This window comes from Dictyobacter sp. Z7_2, from assembly GCF_057551105.1.
The window spans coordinates 168748-189545 of sequence record NZ_BAAJPE010000001.1 but is presented as its reverse complement, the minus strand read 5'-3'; the positions used below and the strand labels follow the sequence as shown (position 1 = coordinate 189545).

6 protein-coding genes and 1 pseudogene are annotated in these 20798 nt (G+C 50.9%); 1 reads left to right on the top strand and 6 read right to left on the bottom strand.

All coding sequences use genetic code 11. From position 1 onward, the window contains the following. Positions 1-163: 163 nt before the first annotated feature. The 6 genes and pseudogenes from AC27N8_RS00800 to AC27N8_RS00775 form a co-directional block, all read right to left on the bottom strand. Positions 164-886 (bottom strand): CPBP family intramembrane glutamic endopeptidase, encoded by a 723-nt coding sequence (locus tag AC27N8_RS00800; RefSeq protein WP_487067876.1) that lies wholly within the window; start codon positions 884-886, stop codon positions 164-166. Beyond that, positions 878-1180 (bottom strand): annotated as a pseudogene (locus tag AC27N8_RS00795) (DDE-type integrase/transposase/recombinase); the annotation flags it as partial. The pseudogene AC27N8_RS00795 and the gene AC27N8_RS00800, both read right to left, overlap by 9 nt. Positions 1181-1354: 174 nt before the next feature. Next, positions 1355-8533 (bottom strand): amino acid adenylation domain-containing protein, encoded by a 7179-nt coding sequence (locus tag AC27N8_RS00790; RefSeq protein WP_487062970.1) that lies wholly within the window; start codon positions 8531-8533, stop codon positions 1355-1357. Positions 8534-8666: 133 nt separating this feature from the next. Next, on the bottom strand, positions 8667-9437 hold the full coding sequence (locus AC27N8_RS00785) for a thioesterase II family protein (protein WP_487062968.1): 771 nt from the start codon (positions 9435-9437) through the stop codon (positions 8667-8669). A 32-nt stretch (positions 9438-9469) separates the two neighbouring features. After that, complete coding sequence (locus tag AC27N8_RS00780; RefSeq protein WP_487067874.1) at positions 9470-10663, bottom strand: radical SAM protein; 1194 nt, start codon at positions 10661-10663, stop codon at positions 9470-9472. Positions 10664-10823: 160 nt separating this feature from the next. After that, positions 10824-11072, bottom strand: a complete 249-nt coding sequence (locus tag AC27N8_RS00775; protein WP_487062966.1) for a hypothetical protein — start codon at positions 11070-11072, stop codon at positions 10824-10826. Between the two features lie 478 nt (positions 11073-11550). Here AC27N8_RS00775 and AC27N8_RS00770 point away from each other — a divergent pair, with 478 nt between their 5' ends. Next, entirely contained in the window at positions 11551-20706 is a 9156-nt protein-coding gene (locus AC27N8_RS00770; protein WP_487067872.1) for an amino acid adenylation domain-containing protein, read from the top strand. Positions 20707-20798 lie beyond the last annotated feature (92 nt).

Genomic DNA, 20798 nt, shown 5'->3' with positions numbered 1-20798 from the left:
GTAACCAGGTAAGATGTCGAGGTGAACCTACCGGTGGATAGTCATACTCACCGCATCATCAATGTCGGATTAATTTAGCCACACTGGTAGCGTTTGTCTTTAGTAGCACAGCCACCATTGATTTTGTCAGCATGTCAGGGCCAAAAGGAGGGGTACAAGGCGATCATTGCATAAGAATAAACAGTGAAAAGATGACTACATCTTGAATGAAATGGGTGATCCATGCCAGCGCGATACCTTTTGTTTGCAAGACGCTTATCCCCCAGAATAAACCTGCGATACCAGCCATGAGAACGCCAAGAGCTCCAGATGGCTGCCCATAAAAGTGCTCTAGACCAAAAAGAGTACTGGTTAACCAGAGCGACTGTTGCCAACCGATCGCCGGTCGCAATCTTGATAGCATCAGAGAGCGAAACTGGAGCTCCTCACTCGTCGTATTTAAGATGGCACACACGATAATAAGAGGAGCGTTGATAAGAAGTTGTGTGGTTTTATGCAGGTCAGGATGTCGCGTAATGCTCAGATAAGGCGGCAATACCAGTGCTGCCAATAAGATAAATGCGATGCCAAGATGCTTCCAGGTAAAATGCCTGTGGAATATCGTGGGCTTGCGCGGAAACACTGGTGTTGCGATGTTCCCTTTGACGAGAAAGAGGTCTTTGCGTGTCAAGCGGCTGCCAATGAGAAATAAAAACATCAGCAGTACAGGTATGAGACGTATGGTATTTTGGGTAAGGAGCTGCCAACCGATTGGAAGGTTTTTCATCCAATTAGCGGTAGCATGATATAGAAATGGGATAATAATCTCCCATCCTAGAACGAATGCAGCTAATATAAGCAAATAGGCTCGTAAAGGTTTAAGGGTGCTTGAGGTTGTGGCGACCAGTGTGATCTGCCCTCTTACATCTGCTTTAGCCACTCCTTGTACTTGCCCTTTTCTCAGCATATTCATCATCTCGAAGCCTTGTAAGGTTCGCCACGCTGTCTCGAAGGAAAAGAAGCCCATCTCCTGCTTCGTCAAGCGTTTGATGAACCGGTGGTCTTGCTCGATGAGATTGTTGAGGTATTTCACCTGCCTCAATTCCACGTGTTCAGGCAGGACTCCAGCGGCTTTCAGATCAGCAATGGCCTTGGGATTGGCCGCGTTTTTATCGACGTTGATTACACGAGGAACTGACGTGGTGATGGGGTCAACCGAAGCTATGTGCTCCTTCCTCGAAAGCGCCTGAGGTGTTGAATCCGTCGTGGCATGTAGCGCTTTGCAGAAAAAGCGTTATTTGCTTTTTCGCTTCACTTTAGCAGATCAGCTTATTTCTTGCAACAAAGCCCCCTATTCTAGTAAAATGGGTTCACTTCACATCTTATCTTGTAAAAGATGCTCCTTCACTTCATCTAGTGGTAATTTCTCTATATTACTAAGCAAGCCTTCATCCAAGTTCTCTAGCAATTTTTGCAAGATAAGAGCCGTAAATGTTGCAATGGTAGAAGCCTCAAAAAGAGCACGGAGAGAAAGTTCAAAGTGAAGAACATCGCGCAGACGAGCAATGACCTGGGTGGCCAGTAGCGAGTGACCACCCAGGGCAAAGAAGTCATCGTCCACGCCAATCTGGGCAATTCCCAGCACCTGTTGCCAGATCTCGGCGACAATCTCTTCCAGCGGGGTACGCGGCAGGATCAGGGCCTGTTCAACGGCAGGACGCTCCGACCAGAGCGGTGGTGGCAGGGCACGCCGATCCAGCTTGCCGTTGGGGGTGAGTGGCCAGGAGGGCATCAGCACAAAGGTGGCCGGAACCATATAGTCGGGCAACTGCTCCAGGGCGTCCTGTCGTAGCCGCAGTGGAAGGGTGCGCAGGCGTTGCCCTTCCTGAGGAAAGTTGGTGGTTGGCTGTTCTGCCAGTCGGTCCTCTCGCAGATGGAGTGTCGGAAAGACCGGAACAGATGAGCAGGTGGGACGGACAAAGAGGACATCATAGCGTCCCTGCTCGTCGTGGCGGAGCCAACTGAACTGGACGCGATAACCCAGGTGCGCTCCCAGGGCTCGTAGCGCTTCCGGCTCGATGCCTGGCTCCTGGTCGGTGTGCTGCGACGCGTGCCATTCCCCCAGCGTCTGCGGTCCGGTGGTACCGCTGAGCCAGCGGGTGGCGGCGAGCAGGGAACTGAGACGAGCGTTGGGGACATCGCGGATGCCCAGCCAGGTGCGGGAGGGGTCCTGCAAGGTGTGCTCCAGCGCGGACCAGGTCTGCGGCGTGAGCGATGTCGTCCACCAGGTCCCCTGGGGATCGTCTGGTGCTGGTTCAGCGCTGACTTTGTCCTCAGCCTGGGGAGCATGGGTGCGCAGCAGGAGTTGATAGCGGAACTGAGTCAGTTCGTTGTGCTCCTGCCCGCCTTTGGGCCAGAGCTGCAGATCGGCAATCGCCGGCTGCTGCTGTGCCCAGTGCACAAAGAAGCCTGGGGCGAGCACCAGTTCTTCCTCCAGCAGCACCTGGCGCTGGATGTGATGCTGGAGATGGGCTCGCGTCAGGGTCTCGGGGGCATGTGCTACCTGGACTGCGGTATGATAGGTGGTAAGCAGGGGCAGGCTGCGCACATCGCCGAGAAAGAGCACGCCGCCAGGCGCCAGCAAGGTCAGGGCATCCTGGAGCACCTGACGGAGATAGGCGGCATCAGGAAAGTACTGCACAACCGAGTTGAGGATGATCAGATCCAGCGAGCCAGCGGCGATGGGCAGCGTGCGCACCTGATCGGCGGTCTGCTCAAAGAGCTGGACCCGGTCTCCCCAGGTTGCTTGCGACGCCACATGCTCCCGTACTTGCTGTAGCACCACCGGGGAGAAATCGGTGCCATAATAGACCTCGGCCTGAGGAGCCAGGCGGGTGAGGAGCAGTCCGGTGCCACAGCCAATCTCCAGGATGCGGCGTGCTCCCAGGGCTTCCAGCGGAGCCAGGGTCTCCTCCAGCCAGGCCAGCATCTCCTGCTCCGAGAGGGGCTGCCCGCTGTAACTGCTGACCCAGCCGGTGGTGTTGAAGCGTGGATCGACCGGGGTCCCGCTCGGGGTATAGGTTTGTTCATAGAGGTGACGCCAGTGCTCCACCGCCTGCTGGCTGTCCTGCAACGTGGCGCGAGCCTCGCGGCGGGGCTCCAGATAGGCGACCGGGCGGGGATCGCCACTGGTCTCGGTCTGGATCTGGACGACACAGGTCAGGACTTCTGGCGAGCGAGCCAGGGTCGCCTCGATCTCCTCCAGTTCGACGCGATGGCCGCGCACCTTGACTTGCTGATCTAGCCGTCCCAGGAACTCCAGTTCCCCCTGCGTGGTCCAGCGGACGCGATCGCCGGTGCGGTAGAGGCGTGCGCCGGGTTCCTGGCTGAAGGGATGGGGCAGGAAGCGCTCGGCGGTGAGGGCGGGCTGGTGCAGATAGCCACGCGCCAGCCCATCGCCGCCGGTGTAGAGCTCGCCCGGGACGCCGATGGGCACGGGTTGCAGTTGGGCATCAAGCACGTAGACGCTGGTGGCGAGCAGGGGACGCCCGATGGGGACATGGGGAGCAGGTCGCGTGGTAGGCTGCAGGAGGGCACAGGTGGTAAAGGTGGTGTTCTCGGTGGGACCATAGCCGTTGAGCAGGCGGGTCCGAGGATCAGAGCGCTGGGCCAGCAGGGTCTGGACGGCCTGGGGATCCAGGGCATCGCCGCCCGCCAGCAGGAGACGCACCGGGAGCAGGGAGGCTCGTTCCTGCTGGATCATCTGCTGGAAGAGGGCGGCGGTGAGCCAGAGGATGCTGATCTGCTCGCGCTGCAGCAGGCGCGCCAGTTCCCCCAGGGAGAGGGTGCCAGCCGGAGCCAGCACCAGGCAGGCACCTTGCAGCAGGCAGACCCAGAACTCGAAGGAGGAGGCATCGAAGGCCAGTGGCGCATACTGCAGGACCCGATCGCCGGAGCCGATCGCGGCAAAGAGGGGATCCTGGCTCAGGCGCAGGAGTCCCTGCTGGCGCGTCACGACGGCTTTGGGCTGGCCGGTCGAGCCGGAGGTGTAGAAGAAGGAGACGGCCGACTCTGGATCGGAGCAGGTAGGGACGGGGGTGGTGGGTTGGGCGGAGGACGCGGTGATCATGTGCTCCAGCAGGAGAGCGGGACAGGGGAGGACTGGGAGCGTAGACAGGGTCTCCTGTTGCGTCAGGAGCAGGTGCAGGTGGGCGTCCTCGATCTGGAAGCGGAGTCGTTCAAGGGGGAGATGCTCCTCCAGGGGGACACAGACACCGTCAGCCAGGCGGATCGCCAGGACGAGCAGGAGTTGATCGAGGCAGCGAGGCAGCAAGAGGCCAACGGTGCGTTCGGAGGTGACGCCGGCCAGACGGAGCAGATGGGCATACTGCGTGGCTCGGGCGATGAGATGCGCATAACTGAGTGCCTGTCCATCCTGGACAAGGGCGATCGCATCGGGTTGGCGGGCGACCAGGTGCGCCAGGCGCTGCGTGAGATCTTCCGAGGCAGTGGGAGCGGGCACAGAGGATTGGCCCCAGTCCTGGAGCAGTAGCGTGCGTTCGCTCTCGCTGAGCATCGAGAGTCGGGAAAGTGGACGCTTCGGGTGTTCGACAATGGCTTCCAGCAACGTCTGAAACTGCTCGGACCAACGCCTGATAGTTTCCTCATAGAAAAGATCAGTACTGTATTCCCATGAGGCAAGTAGCCCCTGATCTGTCTCCTCCATAAATAGACTTATATCAAATTTTGCAGTACCTTGAACACTACGGGAGATATTCCATCCTGCATCGGTTAAAGCATATGCTGATCCCAGAGCAAAACTCTCAGTGCGCGGCACGTTCTGAAAGGCAAAAAGCACTTGAAAGAGAGGAGTATAGGCAAGATTCCTCTCCGGCAATAGTTCGGCAATGAGCTGCTCAACAGGAAAATCCTGATGATCATACGCATCAAGTGCTCGATGACGAACCTGTTTCAGTACATCATGAAAACTGGGATCGCCAGAGAACGTGGTACGTAGCAACAAAATATTGACGAAGAAACCAATTAACCCCTCTAACTCGCTCTGTGTACGCCCGGCAATCGGTGTTCCAATGAGAATGTCATCCTGCCCCGTATACAAATGCAATAGAATTTGAAAAGCTGCGAGCAACGTCATAAACAGTGTGGCATTTTCCTGCTGGCTCAAAGTTTTTAGTGCGTCAGAAATAGCAGGAGAAATAAGAAAGGTATACATCCCTCCATGAAATGGTCGCATGTGCGACCGAGGCACATCCACAGGGAGTTCTAGCAAGCCTGGAACTCCGGTAAGTTGCTGCCTCCAATATTCACGCTGCTCATCCAGGTATTGACCTTGCAAGCAACGATGCTGCCAGAGAGAGAAATCTGGATACTGTATCGGTAACGCAGGCAACGAGCCATGGATTCCTTGCAAGAGAGCATTATACAGCGTTGCCAATTCTCGATGAAGAATCGTGACAGACCACGCATCAATACTAATATGATGCAATGAAAGCAATAGAACATGCTCCCGGTCCTTCATTTTCAACACATGAGCACGCAAAAGTGGACCTTGAGCCAGATCAAAATGCCGCAATGCTTCCTGATGGCTCAACTGCATACGCGCACTATTACGCGATTGAGAAGGGAGAGAACTCAAATCAATAAAAGGTAGGCTTAATGAACTACTGGATGCGAGGAGTGCGTATGGTTCACCAGCCTCTACATGGAAGGTCAAGCGTAAAATTTCATGCCGCTGGATGAGCTGCGTCAAACTTTGCCATAAATAGTACTGATTGAGTTCTCCCTGTATCACAATCGCCTCAGAGACATTATATGCAGCACTTTCCGGATCAAGTTGATAAAGAAACCAGAGCCGTTGCTGAGCAAATGAGAGCGGCAATCGATGTGGATGCTCAATAGCAGTAAGCCTGGAAAACGATAGCTTCGGTTGCATCTGGCGAAGGACATCGATATGTTTCCCAAATGCTGCTACAGTCGGAGCCTCAAGCAAGCTCTTTAAAGACACATCCAGAGAGAAAATACGACGTATACGTGCAATAACCTGGCCCGCCAACAGTGAATGCCCACCCAGAAGAAAAAAATTATCATGCACACCGACCTGATCAATATGCAACAATTGAGACCAGATATCAGCCAGAATGTGTTCCGTGGGGGTTCCAGGGGCAACATAGTTTTCATCGATGTTTTTTTCAGGAGCAGGCAATCCCAGAAAATTGATTTTATTGTTTGGCAACAATGGCATATGTTCTAGCACAACAAAAGCGGTGGGGATCATGGAGGCCGGCAATTGAGTCAGTAAATATTGACGTAATTCAAAAGCGATGTGTGGTTGAATATATCGGAGCACCACATAGGCAACCAGGCGTATTTCACCAGGAACATCCGCTCGTGCCATCACCACAGCCATTTTTACCGCTGGATGATGCTTTAATCTTATCTCAATTTCCGCCGGTTCTATACGGATACCATGTATCTTTACTTGTTGATCGCGACGTCCCAGATACTCTAACGTTCCATCTGCTCGATACCATGCAAGATCACCGCTATTATACATCCGTGCTCCCGGATGAGAGCTAAATGGATTGGGCAAAAATTTTTCGGCCGTGAGATCAGAGCGACCTATGTATCCTCGTGCCAGCCCGGCACCACTTATATGTACCTCACCAATCACACCGATTGGAACCAACCGTTTATAGCTATCCAATAAATATACCTGAACATTGGGAATCGGTCTTCCCATTGGGACGCGCGCAAAAATCCTTCTCGCGCCATCAGGCTCATCATGCATCGCATGATACGTGGCGACATGGATCTCGGTACCACCATAATTATTTATCAAGGTGGCATGTGGCAATATCTGGCCAAAGCGTATCGCCAACTCGGGCGTGAGCATTTCACCCGACGCTCTCCACCAGAGAAGGTGCGGCAAATTTTCTTTTGATTGCGCAAGATGATCAAGCAAAACACGTAACAGGGAAGGCACAACATTAAGACGCGTAACGTATCTTTCAGCAAGGAATACAACCATCATTGAAATGTCAGCAACAATCTGATCAGTAGCGACACCAACAACACGTCCTTGCAACAATGGCGCAAGTAATTCTGTTAGGCTAGGGCCGAAACTAATGGTGGTTCGTAAACACATCGTTTCTTGTTTGGCGAAAGGATACATTTCCCATATCCATCCACACACATTCAAGATAACTCTCTGTGACCAAATAACCCCTTTAGGCTGCCCGGTCGAACCTGATGTATAAAAAATACTGGCAGCATAATCTGCTGTGAGGACTGAAAGAGGATTGGCTTCGTTCATCTGAGCAATCGAAAGTTGATCGCGTTCCAGGCAAATAACCTGTTTAAGCGATAGAGAAGCAAATTTTTTCTGGAGCAGTTCCTGCGTAATCAGTACAGGGGCCGGAGCATGCTCAAGCATAAAAGTCAGCCGCTCAGCAGGAAATGTTGGGTCGAGGGGTAGATACACGCCACCCGATTTCAGAATAGCCAGCACACTTACAATCATTTCCAATGAACGCGCCACGCACATACCAACCGGAGTTTCCGGCAGCACACCACACCATCGCAAATAATGTGCAAGCTGATTGGAGCGCCGATTCAGTTCTTCAAACGTCAGATAAGCATCCTCAAAAAAGATCGCCGCTGCATCTGGCGTCCATTCCACCTGCCTTTCAAATAATTGCATCAGTGTATCATCACTTCGCATTACCACTGCTTGTGTTGTACCCCAGGCAAAGAGCAACTTTTGTTGCTCTTGTGCGGTTACTAAATGCTGTTCTGAGAGACGCAGATGAGGATACATAACCAAATCACTCAATGCATTGAGGTAGTGATCACTCATTCGAGCGACGGTTAGAGCATCAAAAACATCGGCATTATACGTCACAACTCCTCTTGGCTCTTCAAGAGAGTTAGCGCTAAAATCAAGCGAAAAATCAAGTTGAATCCCGGCACATTGAGCAAGGAGATCTTGTACTGATTGATGTGCAGTATCAGTGCTTGGGTCCGAAGAAGGATTATATGTGAGTAAGGCCTGACAAAATACACCCGGTTCGCGTAATTGCAGATGTGTAGTCTCCTGTACCAATTGCTCAAGCGTACAACGCTGTGCATAAGCTCTGCGTATTGCCTCGTCAACACGTTGTAAGGCAATAGAACCAGGAGGATTATCGGTAATATGAATAGCAGGAAAAAGTATACCGGGCACTTCATCGATCAAAGGAACACCAATCACAATACCACTCATGTCAGTATAGTGCATAAGCTGTGAATAAAATGCTGTGAATAAAATGACCAGGGGAGTGTAGTTTTCTTGTTGACCTAACCAGGACATTTGCTGCCATAGCGATGCCTTCACTGGAAAGATATATTGAGCATATGAGGACGGCGAAGCAGGGCTCCAGGGACGATCATAGGGTAATTCAAGCCTCATCGGATTATGAAAAAGGCGTTCCAGATCAGGAGATGAAAGTTGAGAGTGTAAAGACTTATCTATAGAATGGTGGTCTGATGTTTGCATTCAATATAGTCTTCTTTCTGCTTATTCATTGTTCGTTACAAGACACATCTAGCCATTAGCCAGGAAGCCCTTCTCGCCTACCAGGTCGAACGCTCGCTCGACCTTGTAAGGCGGGAAAATAGACTTACGTCTGTTATGTATTTTGTGTCAGAAGTTGCAAAAGATCTTGAGCAATGATTTGCAAAAGGAGTGTACGGCTACGCCAGAGAAAGAAATGATCACCAGGTAACATACTCAAAGTAAATGCTTTTTGTACGTGAAGACGCCAGGGCTCGATTTTCTCGTAACTGGCCTGGGGATCATCGAGTCCTCCAAATGCCGAAATCGCGCAAGCAAGAGGAGCCTCAGCGGTATAGACATACGTCTCATATAAAGCGAAATCAGCTCTAAACATAGGTAATAACAATTGCATGAGCTCAGCATTTTGTAATACTGCCGCAGGAGTCCCACGTAATTGATGCAATGTTTCTATTAACATCATATCAGGTAAATGATGCAAATGTGGGTCGTTATTCGGTATTTGTGGAGCCGGACAGCCTGCAATAAAAAGTTGTTCTGGTTGTGCCGCATGCAGTCGACGTAAATATCGTGCCAGTTCAAAACTGATCAACGCGCCAATACTATGACCAAAAAAGGCAAATGGACAATCAGTATATGGCTGAATAGCCATCGCTAAGGCCTCAACCAGCAACGCCATGTCAGAATATGGCAGCTCTCGCGTGCGCCCTTCTCGACCCGGGAATTGCAGGGCACAAATTTCTATATGTGGAGGCATTGCAGCTTGCCAGTCACGAAAAATAGAAGCGCTTCCCCCTGCATAGGGGAAACAAAATAAGCGCAACCGAACCTGCGCTTCAGGCCTGGTGCGTACAATCCAGGGATCAGTGATTGACATATGTACCATGTATCCATTTTCCTTGCTTGCTCACATCAATCTTATGTGGTGGTCAACTCAGGCACATTCTGCCAGATAGTTTCTGCTTCTCCTTCCTCAGCATGTGTTTGCCAGACCTTTTGACGTCGTAGCGTTTCCTCAACGGACACATCCATGCGCTGGCGCATATGGGTAAAAAGCTTAAGAAGATCGGCACACCACAGGCTAGCGTTGTTAAAGCCACGCGTTGACGAATAACGATGAGGTAGATATCCACCACCACAGGTTGTACGTTCCGGGCACGCTCGACAATCATCTGGTAGCGGCATCCCCTTAAAAATCGCATGAGTATGTAAGCTACTGACTTTGGTGATATCCTGAAAATCATCATTTCGTACATGCAGGCCTGTTGCAGTCATTCCCTCTTTGCACACACGTAACACATCGAGTCCTTCAATCTCCCCATCCGTTTCAATAAATACAAAGCGCAGCGGTTGATTACCCAGGCTATCAATGCCTGTTGTTCCACCTAAAATCAAACGAGCCATATTCCAAAAGGTCGTAACGCGTACATCTAGCGTGCCATTAAACCACCAATCATCAAAAATAGGTTCGAGAAAATCTGCACAAGGTGTAGGGCCGTACTTCTTAAGCACAGGCGCAATCGTATCATGAGAGAAATCCGGAAGAATATAACTTATACTGCTACATCCCAGAGAGAGAAAATGCCGATGAATCTCGAGGGGATCGCTACCAAGTGGAATCACAGATAAAAGCGTAAATGGAAGCTGAGCGTTTCGCAACACGTTTAATCCTTGCGCGACTTTATCGTATGATCCCTGGCCTTTATGGTCCACCCGAAACATATTATGGCGTTCTTTTGGCCCATCCATGCTAATACCTATGCGTACATGATGTTTTTGAAAAACATTGGCCCAATCGTCATCTAATAAGGTACCATTTGATTGAATCATGAAGTGTACACGCACGATCTCATCAAGCATCTGGTGCGCTTTAATACACCACTCATCAAAACGTTTTGAGCCGAGCAAACAGGGTTCACCACCATGGAATAAAATGGTGACATCCTTTTGGCCAGTGGTCTGGCAATGACGGCCAATGCGCAGTAATGATAATTCAAAAATTTCCTCAGACATGATTGCTGAACGTTGTTTCCATGTAGCATCAGCTTTGTTATACACATAGCAGTAGGAACAGTTCAAATTGCATCTGGCTGCAATCTTCAATACATACATATTCAGGGTACTTGTCAGCGTTTTATTCATGGGTAACCTCAAATAGAGTGAAGATTGAACATACAACAGTAGCACTCAAACTATTTGACTACACCTTCTAAGACATGCATAGCAACCCGGCTAAGAATTTAGCCAGGTGCCTATGCTTACAAAAGAGTAATTACATCTCTGGTCCCGATGTGAAGTTTAGCTCTGGTCCCGATGTGAAATTTAGCTCTGGTCCCGATGTGAAGTTTAGCTCTGGTCCCGATGTGAAATTTAGCTCTGGTCCCGATGTGAAATTTAGCTCTGGTCCCGACGTGAAGTTTAGCTCTGGTCCCGACGTGAAACCTGCCTTCGAGGCCAATTCCTTGTCTAAAACCTCTTTAAGTACCTGGTGAACGTGCATTTGATTGTTTTGTGTAGCCATGTGACATGATCCTTTCTTTACAAGGTTTGCAAAATTTAAAGTACCTTCATGATAAACAACGTACTACAAGTTTATTCATACGAAAGAATTAGTGAATAATTCCATCCCAGCAGAATAAAGAAGTGTTCTTGCATAGAACACCCATAACTGATAGCAAATGTACGCCTACATCTATCATATTCTTTTTACTATGAGAAAGGTCTTGCAAAAGCCTTGACCAAGATGATAGTATAAAATGCCATCATCATTAATAGAAGAATAACAGTCTATAAAGATGATAATTTGAAAAAAATCATTTGTCAAGAAGACAATCTCACAAATGGTATTTATCTCAGAAGGCAAAATAAGCTTATGTGTATAGAAGCACCCTAAAAATTTCCAGCTTTTTCAATTAAATCGATCGATAAGGTCTATTCCGCTGCCGGATTCAATCGATTTAAAATGGCGCAAGTAAAGAGAGAAGGAGAGATTTTTGGACATGCATACAGGCGATAAAGATAAAAAAGAGCTTTTGGCTATGTTTCTTGAAGAGGAGGGGCTAGATGTCACTTCATCACAAGGGATACCACAGAGAAAAAATAATGAATCTCCTCCTCTTTCATTCGCACAACAACGTTTGTGGTTCCTTAATCAGATGGCCCCACATAGCCCTTTTTATAATGTCCCCATGATCTTTCGTCTCTCTGGGACATTACAAGTTGACGCGCTTCAACACACATTACAAAAAATATTCCACCGCCACGAGGCCCTGCGCACATTAATCAAAATGGAACGATCGCAACCTGTTCAACACATCGTCACTCCATCTCTTTTACCTGATTCCTGGCTGCTCTTTTTGGATCTCTGCTCTGTGAGAGAAGACATCCGAGAACAAGAACTTCAACACCTCATTTATGCAGAAGCACGTTTCCCCTTCGATCTCAGTCATGATTTGCCATTACGCACAAAGCTCGTACGCCTGAACGAAAAAGAACATGTTTTATTACTCACGCTGCACCACATTGTTTGTGACGGATGGTCATTAGGGATTCTTCACTATGAATTGAGCGTGATTTATAATGCTTTTACACGCAAAAATCTTCCCTCCTTATCACCTTTGCCCATACAATATGCCGACTTCACACTTTGGCAAAGGCAATTATTGTCCAGCGAGGTCCTACAGTTCCATCTAGATTACTGGCGTGAACAGCTACAGGATTTACCACAACTGACGCTTCCCTATAATTTTCCTCGCCCTGCTATCGAAAGCTTCCGTGGCGGGCGCCAACATATTTTAATCCCCCAATCACTACTCACACGGCTCAAAGCACTCAGCCAACAACAAGGCGCAACCCTGTTTATGACGTTACTAACAGCCTTTGCAGCCCTTCTTACGTTCTACAGTGGCCAGTTTGATCTCGCAATTGGAACGCCCATTGCGAACCGTACCCGCCAGGATTTAGAAGGGTTAATCGGTTTTTTCGTCAATACCCTCGTACTACGATGCCATTTAGAAGGCGATCCTACTTTTCTGCAGGCCCTGCAACGTGTACGCGAGGTCACGTTAGAGGCTTATGCCCATCAGGATCTCCCATTTGAAAAATTAGTGGAGGAGTTACAGCCAGGGCGTACACTCAATCATAATCCACTCTGCCAGGTGCTCTTTCAACTGCAAAATGCTCCTCGCCAACCCCTGGAATTTAATGGGCTAAAGCTTCAACACTCAGAAGCCGATAATCAAACTGCTCGCTTTGATCTGGCTCTTTCGCTGCTTGAAACACCGCAAGGTCTTGTTAGTCGCTGGGGATACAACACGGATTTATTTCTCGATGATACGATTATGCATATGGCTCGCCAATTTCAGACGCTCCTCACTGAAATTAGTGAACATCCACACTGGCATCTCTCGAGTTTTTCATTATTTACCACCGCAGATCAACGTTTACTTGCTGAGTGGGTTCCTCCTGCCCAAAAAGTTCGCGCACACCATTCTTTGCCTGAACTATTTTATGAGCAGGTAACGCAAACGCCTGATGCTATTGCACTGGTCTATGAAAATCAGCAGGTGACGTACCGTGAACTTGATCAACGCACTAATCAACTGGCTCGTTACATGCAAAGGTGCGGCATCCAGGTCGAGTCACCGGTGGGGGTGTATGTCGATCGCTCCCCAGAATTAATCATCGGACTATTAAGTATCCTGAAGCTTGGAGCGATATATGTCCCACTTGATATTATGCATCCACAGGAGCGACTACAATTTGTCCTTCACGATGCACACATTCGTACAATCTTAACAAATCGGCACTATTGCGCAACCATTCCTCAAGAGGAGTATGATTGTATCTTTCTCGATGATGACTGGTCATCCATTATGCAGCAGTCGAAACGCCCCATCGATAATTCTATCAATCCCCAAAATATCGCCTACATTATTTATACATCAGGTTCCACAGGCCGCCCGAAAGGTGTTATGATTGAACATCGTAGCGCCTACAATCTCATCCAAGCGCAAGTTGTACAATATGGAATTGATGGGCACAGCCACGTCCTTCAATTTGCCTCTCCGAACTTCGATGCCTCTATCGCAGAGATTTGGCGAGCATTATCTTCAGGTGCCATTCTCTATCTGGAGCATCCTGAGACGCTCCAGCACCTGCCAACATTGGCCCAGACCATCAATACATACGCAATAACGACAATAACCTTACCACCTTCTATTATTACATTATTGCCAGAGGAACATCTTTCAGCATTGAGAACAGTGGTTTCGGCAGGCGAGGTATGCACACTGGAGATTATTAACCGCTGGGCAGGTGATCGAGCTTTCTTCAATGCTTATGGCCCAACCGAAGCAGCTGTATGTACAACGATCGCTCGTTGTCATGAAGGGCAGCCAACCGTTTCAATCGGACGCCCTATTGCAAACATGGAAGTCTATGTCCTTGATCAACACATGCGCTTACTGCCTGTTGGAATTCCCGGGGAACTCTATATTGGGGGCATTGGTATCGCCAGAGGATATTATCAACGTACGGATCTGACGGCTGAGCGTTTTGTTCCTCATCCCTTCAGCCAGGAGCCAGGAGCCAGGCTGTATCGCAGCGGTGATCGCGCACGATGGTTACCTACAGGTGAATTAGAATTTCTTGGTCGATTAGACCAGCAGGTCAAGGTACGAGGCTTTCGTATTGAGCTGGAAGAGATTGAAAGTGTATTACGTAAGCATCAGGAGATTAGAGAAAGTATCGTTATAGCATCCGATGATATCTCTGGCGATCGTCGTCTCGTTGCTTATGTACAACCTCATATCCATCACATTGATTCTACCGTGCCAGAGGTAGAGGACATAGAAGAGCTTCAGACACATGTGCAACAGTGGCAAACTGTTTTCAATGAGCAAATTCTTTCATCGATAACATCAAACGTCACAGATCCAAGCTTCAACACCACCGGCTGGGTCAGCAGCTATAGCGATCAGCCCCTCTCGGAGGAGGAGATGCAGGACTGGCTGGAGGATACGCTGTCCCCGCTGGAAGCCCTGGGGGCACACCGCATCCTGGAGATTGGCTGTGGCACCGGACTGCTCCTTACCCGCCTGGCTCCTCAGGCTGAGGTCTATTATGGCACCGACTTCTCTCCTGTTGCCATACAGCAGTTACGGAGACATGTCGATTTGCAGACATCCTGGAGGGAAAAGGTCCAGCTCTTTGAGCAGGCCGCCGATCAGCTAACCACACTGCCCATCGCGGCCGGCTCGCTGGATCTGATCATCCTCAACTCGGTCGTGCAGTACTTTCCCAACGCTGCCTATCTGCGTCAAGTGCTCCAGGACACGCTCGCCCTGCTGGCACCCGGCGGCGTGCTCTTCCTTGGCGATGTGCGCAGCCTGCCCCTGCTCGCCACCTACCATACCGCCGTCCAGTTAGCACATGCCCCTGATATGCTGACGCGTGCTCAACTCCAACAGCGCGTACAACGGCAGGTCCTGGTAGAAGAAGAACTGGTGCTCGCCCCACGCTTCTTTGTGCACTGGGCGCAGCAGCAGCCAGCGATTGCCGATCTGCAGCTCTGGCCCAAAGGCGGGCAGGAGCACAACGAGCTGACCCAGTTCCGCTATCAACTCCTGCTGCGCACCCATGCGCCACAGGTTGCAAAAACAGCACCAGCCGAGCCAGCACCGGAAGATACCCAGGGGACCTGGTGGGCGTCGTCACTCACGCCGCAGACCTGGCCTGAGCTGGAGCACACCTTGCAGGACCAATCACCCACCTGGTTGGGCATCCGCGATGTCCCCAACGCCCGTCTCAGTTCCCTACTAACTGCCACCCGCTGGCTCAGCGGCACCACCGGACCACAGACGCTGGGTGAATGGCGCGTCTCGCAACGCTTCCAACCGGAGCCGGGCATCGAACCGGAAGCGCTACGAGCCCTGGGAGCGCGCCTGGGCTATCGTGTTCACTTCAGTTGGCTTCGCCATGATGAGCAGGGATGCTATGATGTCCTCTTCGTTCGTCCCACCTGCTCATCCTTCCCCAAATTTCCTGATCTCCAGAATAACCTATTGGCAGAGCAGCCAACCACCAATTTTCCTCAGGAGGGACAACGCCTGCGCAGCCTGCCGCTACGACTACGGCAGTACGCTCAAGAGCAATTGCCCGACTACATGGTTCCGGCTACCTTTGTGCTGATGCCCTCCTGGCCACTCACCCCCAACGGCAAGCTGGATCGGCGTGCCCTGCCACCACCGCTCTGGTCGGAGCGTCCTACCGTTGCCCTGGCCCTGATCCTGCCACGCACCCCACTGGAAGAGATCGTCGCCGAGATCTGGCAACAGGTGCTGGGAATTGCCCAGATTGGCGTGGATGATGACTTCTTTGCCCTGGGTGGTCACTCGCTGTTGGCTACCCAGGTCATTGCCCGTCTCCGCGACGCCCTTCAGCTTGAACTGCCTCTGCGCACCCTCTTCGAGGCTCCCACCATTAGCCAGTTCGCCCAGCAACTGGACCGAGTAATCCATGCTCAGCACGGTATCAGTGCTCCTCCACTGCTCCCTATCGATCGGCGGCAGCCCCTTCCTCTTTCTTTTGCGCAGCAGCGACTCTGGTTCCTGGATCAACTCGCCCCGGGAAACGCTTTCTACAATGTCCCGATCGCCTTACGCCTTGCGGGACCCCTCCAGGTGCCTGCACTTGCCCGCAGTCTGCAAGAGATCGTCCGACGGCACGAGGCGTTGCGAACACACTTTGTCCTGGTCCAGAGTCTTCCGATGCAACAAATACGCCCGCTGGATCACCTCCCGACCTCGCTCTTGCGTCTGCATGATCTCAGCGCCTTGCCTCTGCCTCAACGAGAAGAGCAGATGGAGCGTCTCATCCAGCAAGAGGCCCGACATCCATTTCAACTCTCCCATGATCTTCTCTTGCGTGCCCGGCTCCTGCGCCTCCATCCCCAGGAACATGTACTGCTCCTGACCCTGCACCACATTGCCTCCGACGGTTGGTCCATGGGTATCCTTCATCAGGAACTGAGCACGCTCTATAACGCTTTTGAACAGCAACAGCCCTCGCCGCTTCCTCCCCTCGCGATCCAATACGCAGACTTTTCACACTGGCAAAAGACCTGGTTGCAGGGTGATGTGCTCCAAACCCATCTGGATTACTGGAGCACACAGCTACGTGGACTCCCTCCCTTGCTCCTCCCACAGGACTTCGCGCGTCCCACCGTGGAAACCTTTCGAGGAGCACGTCAGCATATGCTGATTCCACATGCGCTGGTCACCCGGCTCAAAACGCTCAGTCAACAGCAGGGTGTCACACTGTTTATGACCCTGTTGACTGCCTTTGCTGCCTTGCTGGCACGCTATAGTGGGCAGCAGGATATTGCCATCGGCACTCCCATTGCCAATCGCACACGCCAGGAACTTGAGGGACTCATCGGGTTCTTCGTCAACACCCTGGTCCTGCGCTGCAATCTCACCGACGATCCCACCTTCTTGCAGGCGTTGCAACGAATACGTGAAGTCACGCTGGAGGCTTACACCCATCAAGATCTCCCTTTTGAACAGATTGTGGAAGAGCTGCAACCGGAACGGACGCTTGGACACAACCCTCTCTGTCAAGTCCTCTTTCAGCTCCAAAACGCTCCCTACCAACCATTAACCCTACATAATCTTACACTACAACGCCTGGACTCAGATAATCAGACGGCTCGCTTCGATCTGGCCTTCTCTCTGGTCGAAGCGAAAGAAGGTTTGCTCAGCCGTTGGGAATACAACACAGATTTATTCACAGAGCAAACAATTATAGATATGGCGACTCACTATCAAATGCTCCTCACCAATATCGTTGATAAGCCGACACATCCTTTATTGACACTCCCATTTTTAGGAGAAAGCGAACAACAACAGTTAATCATAAAACAGAATACGATTTCTCGCATATTCGCAGGCGAGTTCTACATACATCACCTTTTTGAAGAACAAGTACGCTTGCATCCAGACGCTATCGCGCTTGTCATCCAACAGACACATATCACCTATGGTGAACTAAACCAGTATGCAAACCGTCTGGCTCATCTTTTACGTCATCATGGCATCGGCCCTGAAAAACGCGTTGGAGTTTGCCTGACACGTTCATCTGACATGATTATTTGTCTGTTAGCAATTCTCAAGGCTGGAGCAGCTTACGTTCCGCTTGACCCGGATTATCCATCTGAACGGCTCGCATTCATGTTTCACGATGCAAATATCTCGCTACTACTCACGCAACTCCATCTACAAGATCATTTTACATCGTTTCACGAACAACAAGACAATATACCGATATTTTATACCGATGATCTTTGGTCCATGGTCATTCCAGAACAGACACCAACAACAAACATTCTCCTTCCAGTGATGACCAGCCTGCCTGCATACATCATTTATACATCCGGATCAGAGGGTCAACCAAAGGGAGTTGTGATTGAACATCACAGTTGTCTTGTTTTACTTACCTGGGCACGTGATACTTTTACAGAACTTGAACGAGCTCGGGTGCTTGCGACAACTTCTATTTGCTTCGATTTATCAATTTTTGAGATCTTTGTGCCTTTAAGCTGGGGAGGAATGATCCTACTTTGCGAGGATGCTCTCCATGTCCCCATTACCTACGCGAAGCATGGACCAACATTACTTAACACGGTGCCATCCGCAGCAACTGAGTTAATACGCATCAAAGGAATTCCCGATTCCATTCATACAGTTAATCTAGCGGGAGAACCTCTTCCTCAAGAGTTGGTGCAGCAGCTTTACGATAATGGACATATAAAGCGCGTCTATAACCTTTATGGCCCTTCGGAGGACACAACTTATTCAACTGCATCTTTGGTTCCTATGGATAGCCAGCGTCCCACGATTGGGAAACCAATTACAAATACACAGGCATATGTACTCGACGCAAATATACAATTGGTTCCTGTTGGTGTCCCTGGTGAGCTCTATCTAGGAGGAGACGGTCTTGCACGTGGCTATCATAATCGTGCGGATCTGACAGCTGAACGTTTTGTCCCTCATCCATTCAGCACAATACCCGCTCAACGCCTCTACCGCACCGGCGATCGCGTCCGCTGGCTCCCTACGGGTGAACTCGAATTCCTTGGTCGCTTTGATCATCAAGTGAAGATCAGAGGTTATCGCATTGAGCTCACAGAGATCGAAAGGGTTTTAATGCAGCACCCGGCAGTGCGAGAGTGCGTGGCAATAGTACGCAAGGATCAACCAGGAGACTCTCGCCTGGTTGCCTACATTCAACCTGGCACCGTGAATGCTCTTGATGCGCTCAAAATTTCGAGTACCTGGTTACAAGATCATGTTCATCACTGGCAAACAGTTTTCGATGAACAGATCGCAAGTTCTACGCCAAGCACAATTGATCCAGCATTTAATGTGTCAGGCTGGATCAGCAGCTATAGTGATCAGCCTCTCTCAGAACGAGAAATGAGAGCCTGGCTGGAGGATACCCTGGCTCCGTTGGAAGCGCTGGGAGCTCGCCACATCCTGGAGATTGGCTGTGGCACCGGACTGCTCCTCACCCGCCTGGCTCCTCAGGCTGAGGTCTATTATGGCACCGACTTCTCTCCTGTTGCCCTACAGCATTTGCAAACACAATTGACATCTCAGGGACCGTGGCGAGAGTATGTCCACCTCTTTGAACAGGCCGCCGATCAGGTGCACACGTTACCCATCGCCGCCGGCTCGCTGGATCTGATTATCCTCAACTCGGTTGTACAGTACTTCCCAGACGCTGCCTATCTGCGTCAGGTGCTCCAGGATGCCCTGACCCTGCTAGCTCCCGGCGGCGTGCTCTTCCTCGGCGATGTGCGCAGCCTGCCCCTACTCGCCACCTACCATACCGCCGTCCAGCTGGCACACGCCCCCGATACACTAACCCGAGCTCAACTCCAACAGCGTGTACAACGACAGGTCCTGGTAGAAGAAGAACTGGTGCTCGCCCCAGGCTTCTTTGTGCACTGGGCGCAGCAGCAGCCGGCGATTGCTGATCTGCAGCTCTGGCCCAAAGGCGGGCACGAGCACAACGAGCTGACCCAGTTCCGCTATCAACTCCTGCTGCGCACCCATGCGCCACAGGTTGCAAAAACAACGCCAGCCGAGCCAACACCGGAAGATCCGCAGGGGACCTGGTGGACATCGTCGCTCACGCCGCAGACCTGGCCTGAGCTGGAGCACACCTTGCAGGACCAATCACCCACCTGGTTGGGCATCCGTGATGTCCCCAACGCCCGTCTCAGTTCCCTGCTGGCGGCCAGGCGCTGGCTTAGTAGCACCTCCGGGCCGCAGACGCTGGGGGAATGGCGTGTCATGCAACGCTCCCAACCGGAGCCGGGCATCGAACCGGAAGCGCTACGAGCCCTGGGAGCACACCTGGGCTATCGGGTTCACTTCAGCTGGCTCTGCCATGATGAGCAGGGACGCTATGATGTCCTCTTCGTCCGTCCCACGTACTCACCTGAGCATTTATGGCGTTCTTCAGGCTCTCTACTCCCACCAAACGATGCAGATCTCCACCAATACATAAATAGCCCCCAAACAGGACAATTGTTACGAACATTGACTCCTCAATTACGTCAATATGCACAACGATATCTTCCAGATTATATGATTCCTTCCGCTTTTGTTATGATAACCTCCTGGCCGCTCACACCAAATGGCAAGCTTGATCGTCGTATGTTACCGCCACCCGAATGGTCCGAGCGCCCAATCTCAGCAGAGTCTCTCGTCTTGCCACGCACACCACTAGAAGAGGTTATGGCAGAGATCTGGCAGCAAGTGTTAGGTATCGAGCAAGTAGGTGTAGAGGACGACTTCTTCGCTCTGGGTGGTCATTCTCTGCTGGCTACCCAGGTCATTGCCCGTCTCCGCGAGACACTTCATATAGACATTCCTTTACGCACTCTCTTTGAAATGCCTACTATTGCGAGTATTTCGTCCACGCTGACAAGCATATATGCTCAAGAAGATACCGATCTCACCAGCTTAATTAGATCAATCAAGCAAAAAAAGACCGAGCAGATCTTCTCTCAATTAGAAGCTCTTCCAGAAGATGAAATTGATGCTCTACTCAGCCAATTATTGTTAGAGGAGAATAATGAATGAGTGAAATTTCCCCAAGAGACTTGAAGAAGTTATCCGTTTATGAAAAAAAATCTTTACTTGCTCGGATGCTCTCTAATAAAACGGGGAGTTCA

Coding starts and splice junctions, on each gene's coding strand:
- AC27N8_RS00785 (WP_487062968.1), bottom strand. CDS start 9,437: ATGGTACATATGTCAATCACTGATCCCTGGATTGTACGCACCAGGCCT.
- AC27N8_RS00790 (WP_487062970.1), bottom strand. CDS start 8,533: ATGCAAACATCAGACCACCATTCTATAGATAAGTCTTTACACTCTCAA.
- AC27N8_RS00770 (WP_487067872.1), top strand. CDS start 11,551: ATGCATACAGGCGATAAAGATAAAAAAGAGCTTTTGGCTATGTTTCTT.
- AC27N8_RS00775 (WP_487062966.1), bottom strand. CDS start 11,072: ATGGCTACACAAAACAATCAAATGCACGTTCACCAGGTACTTAAAGAG.
- AC27N8_RS00780 (WP_487067874.1), bottom strand. CDS start 10,663: ATGTATGTATTGAAGATTGCAGCCAGATGCAATTTGAACTGTTCCTAC.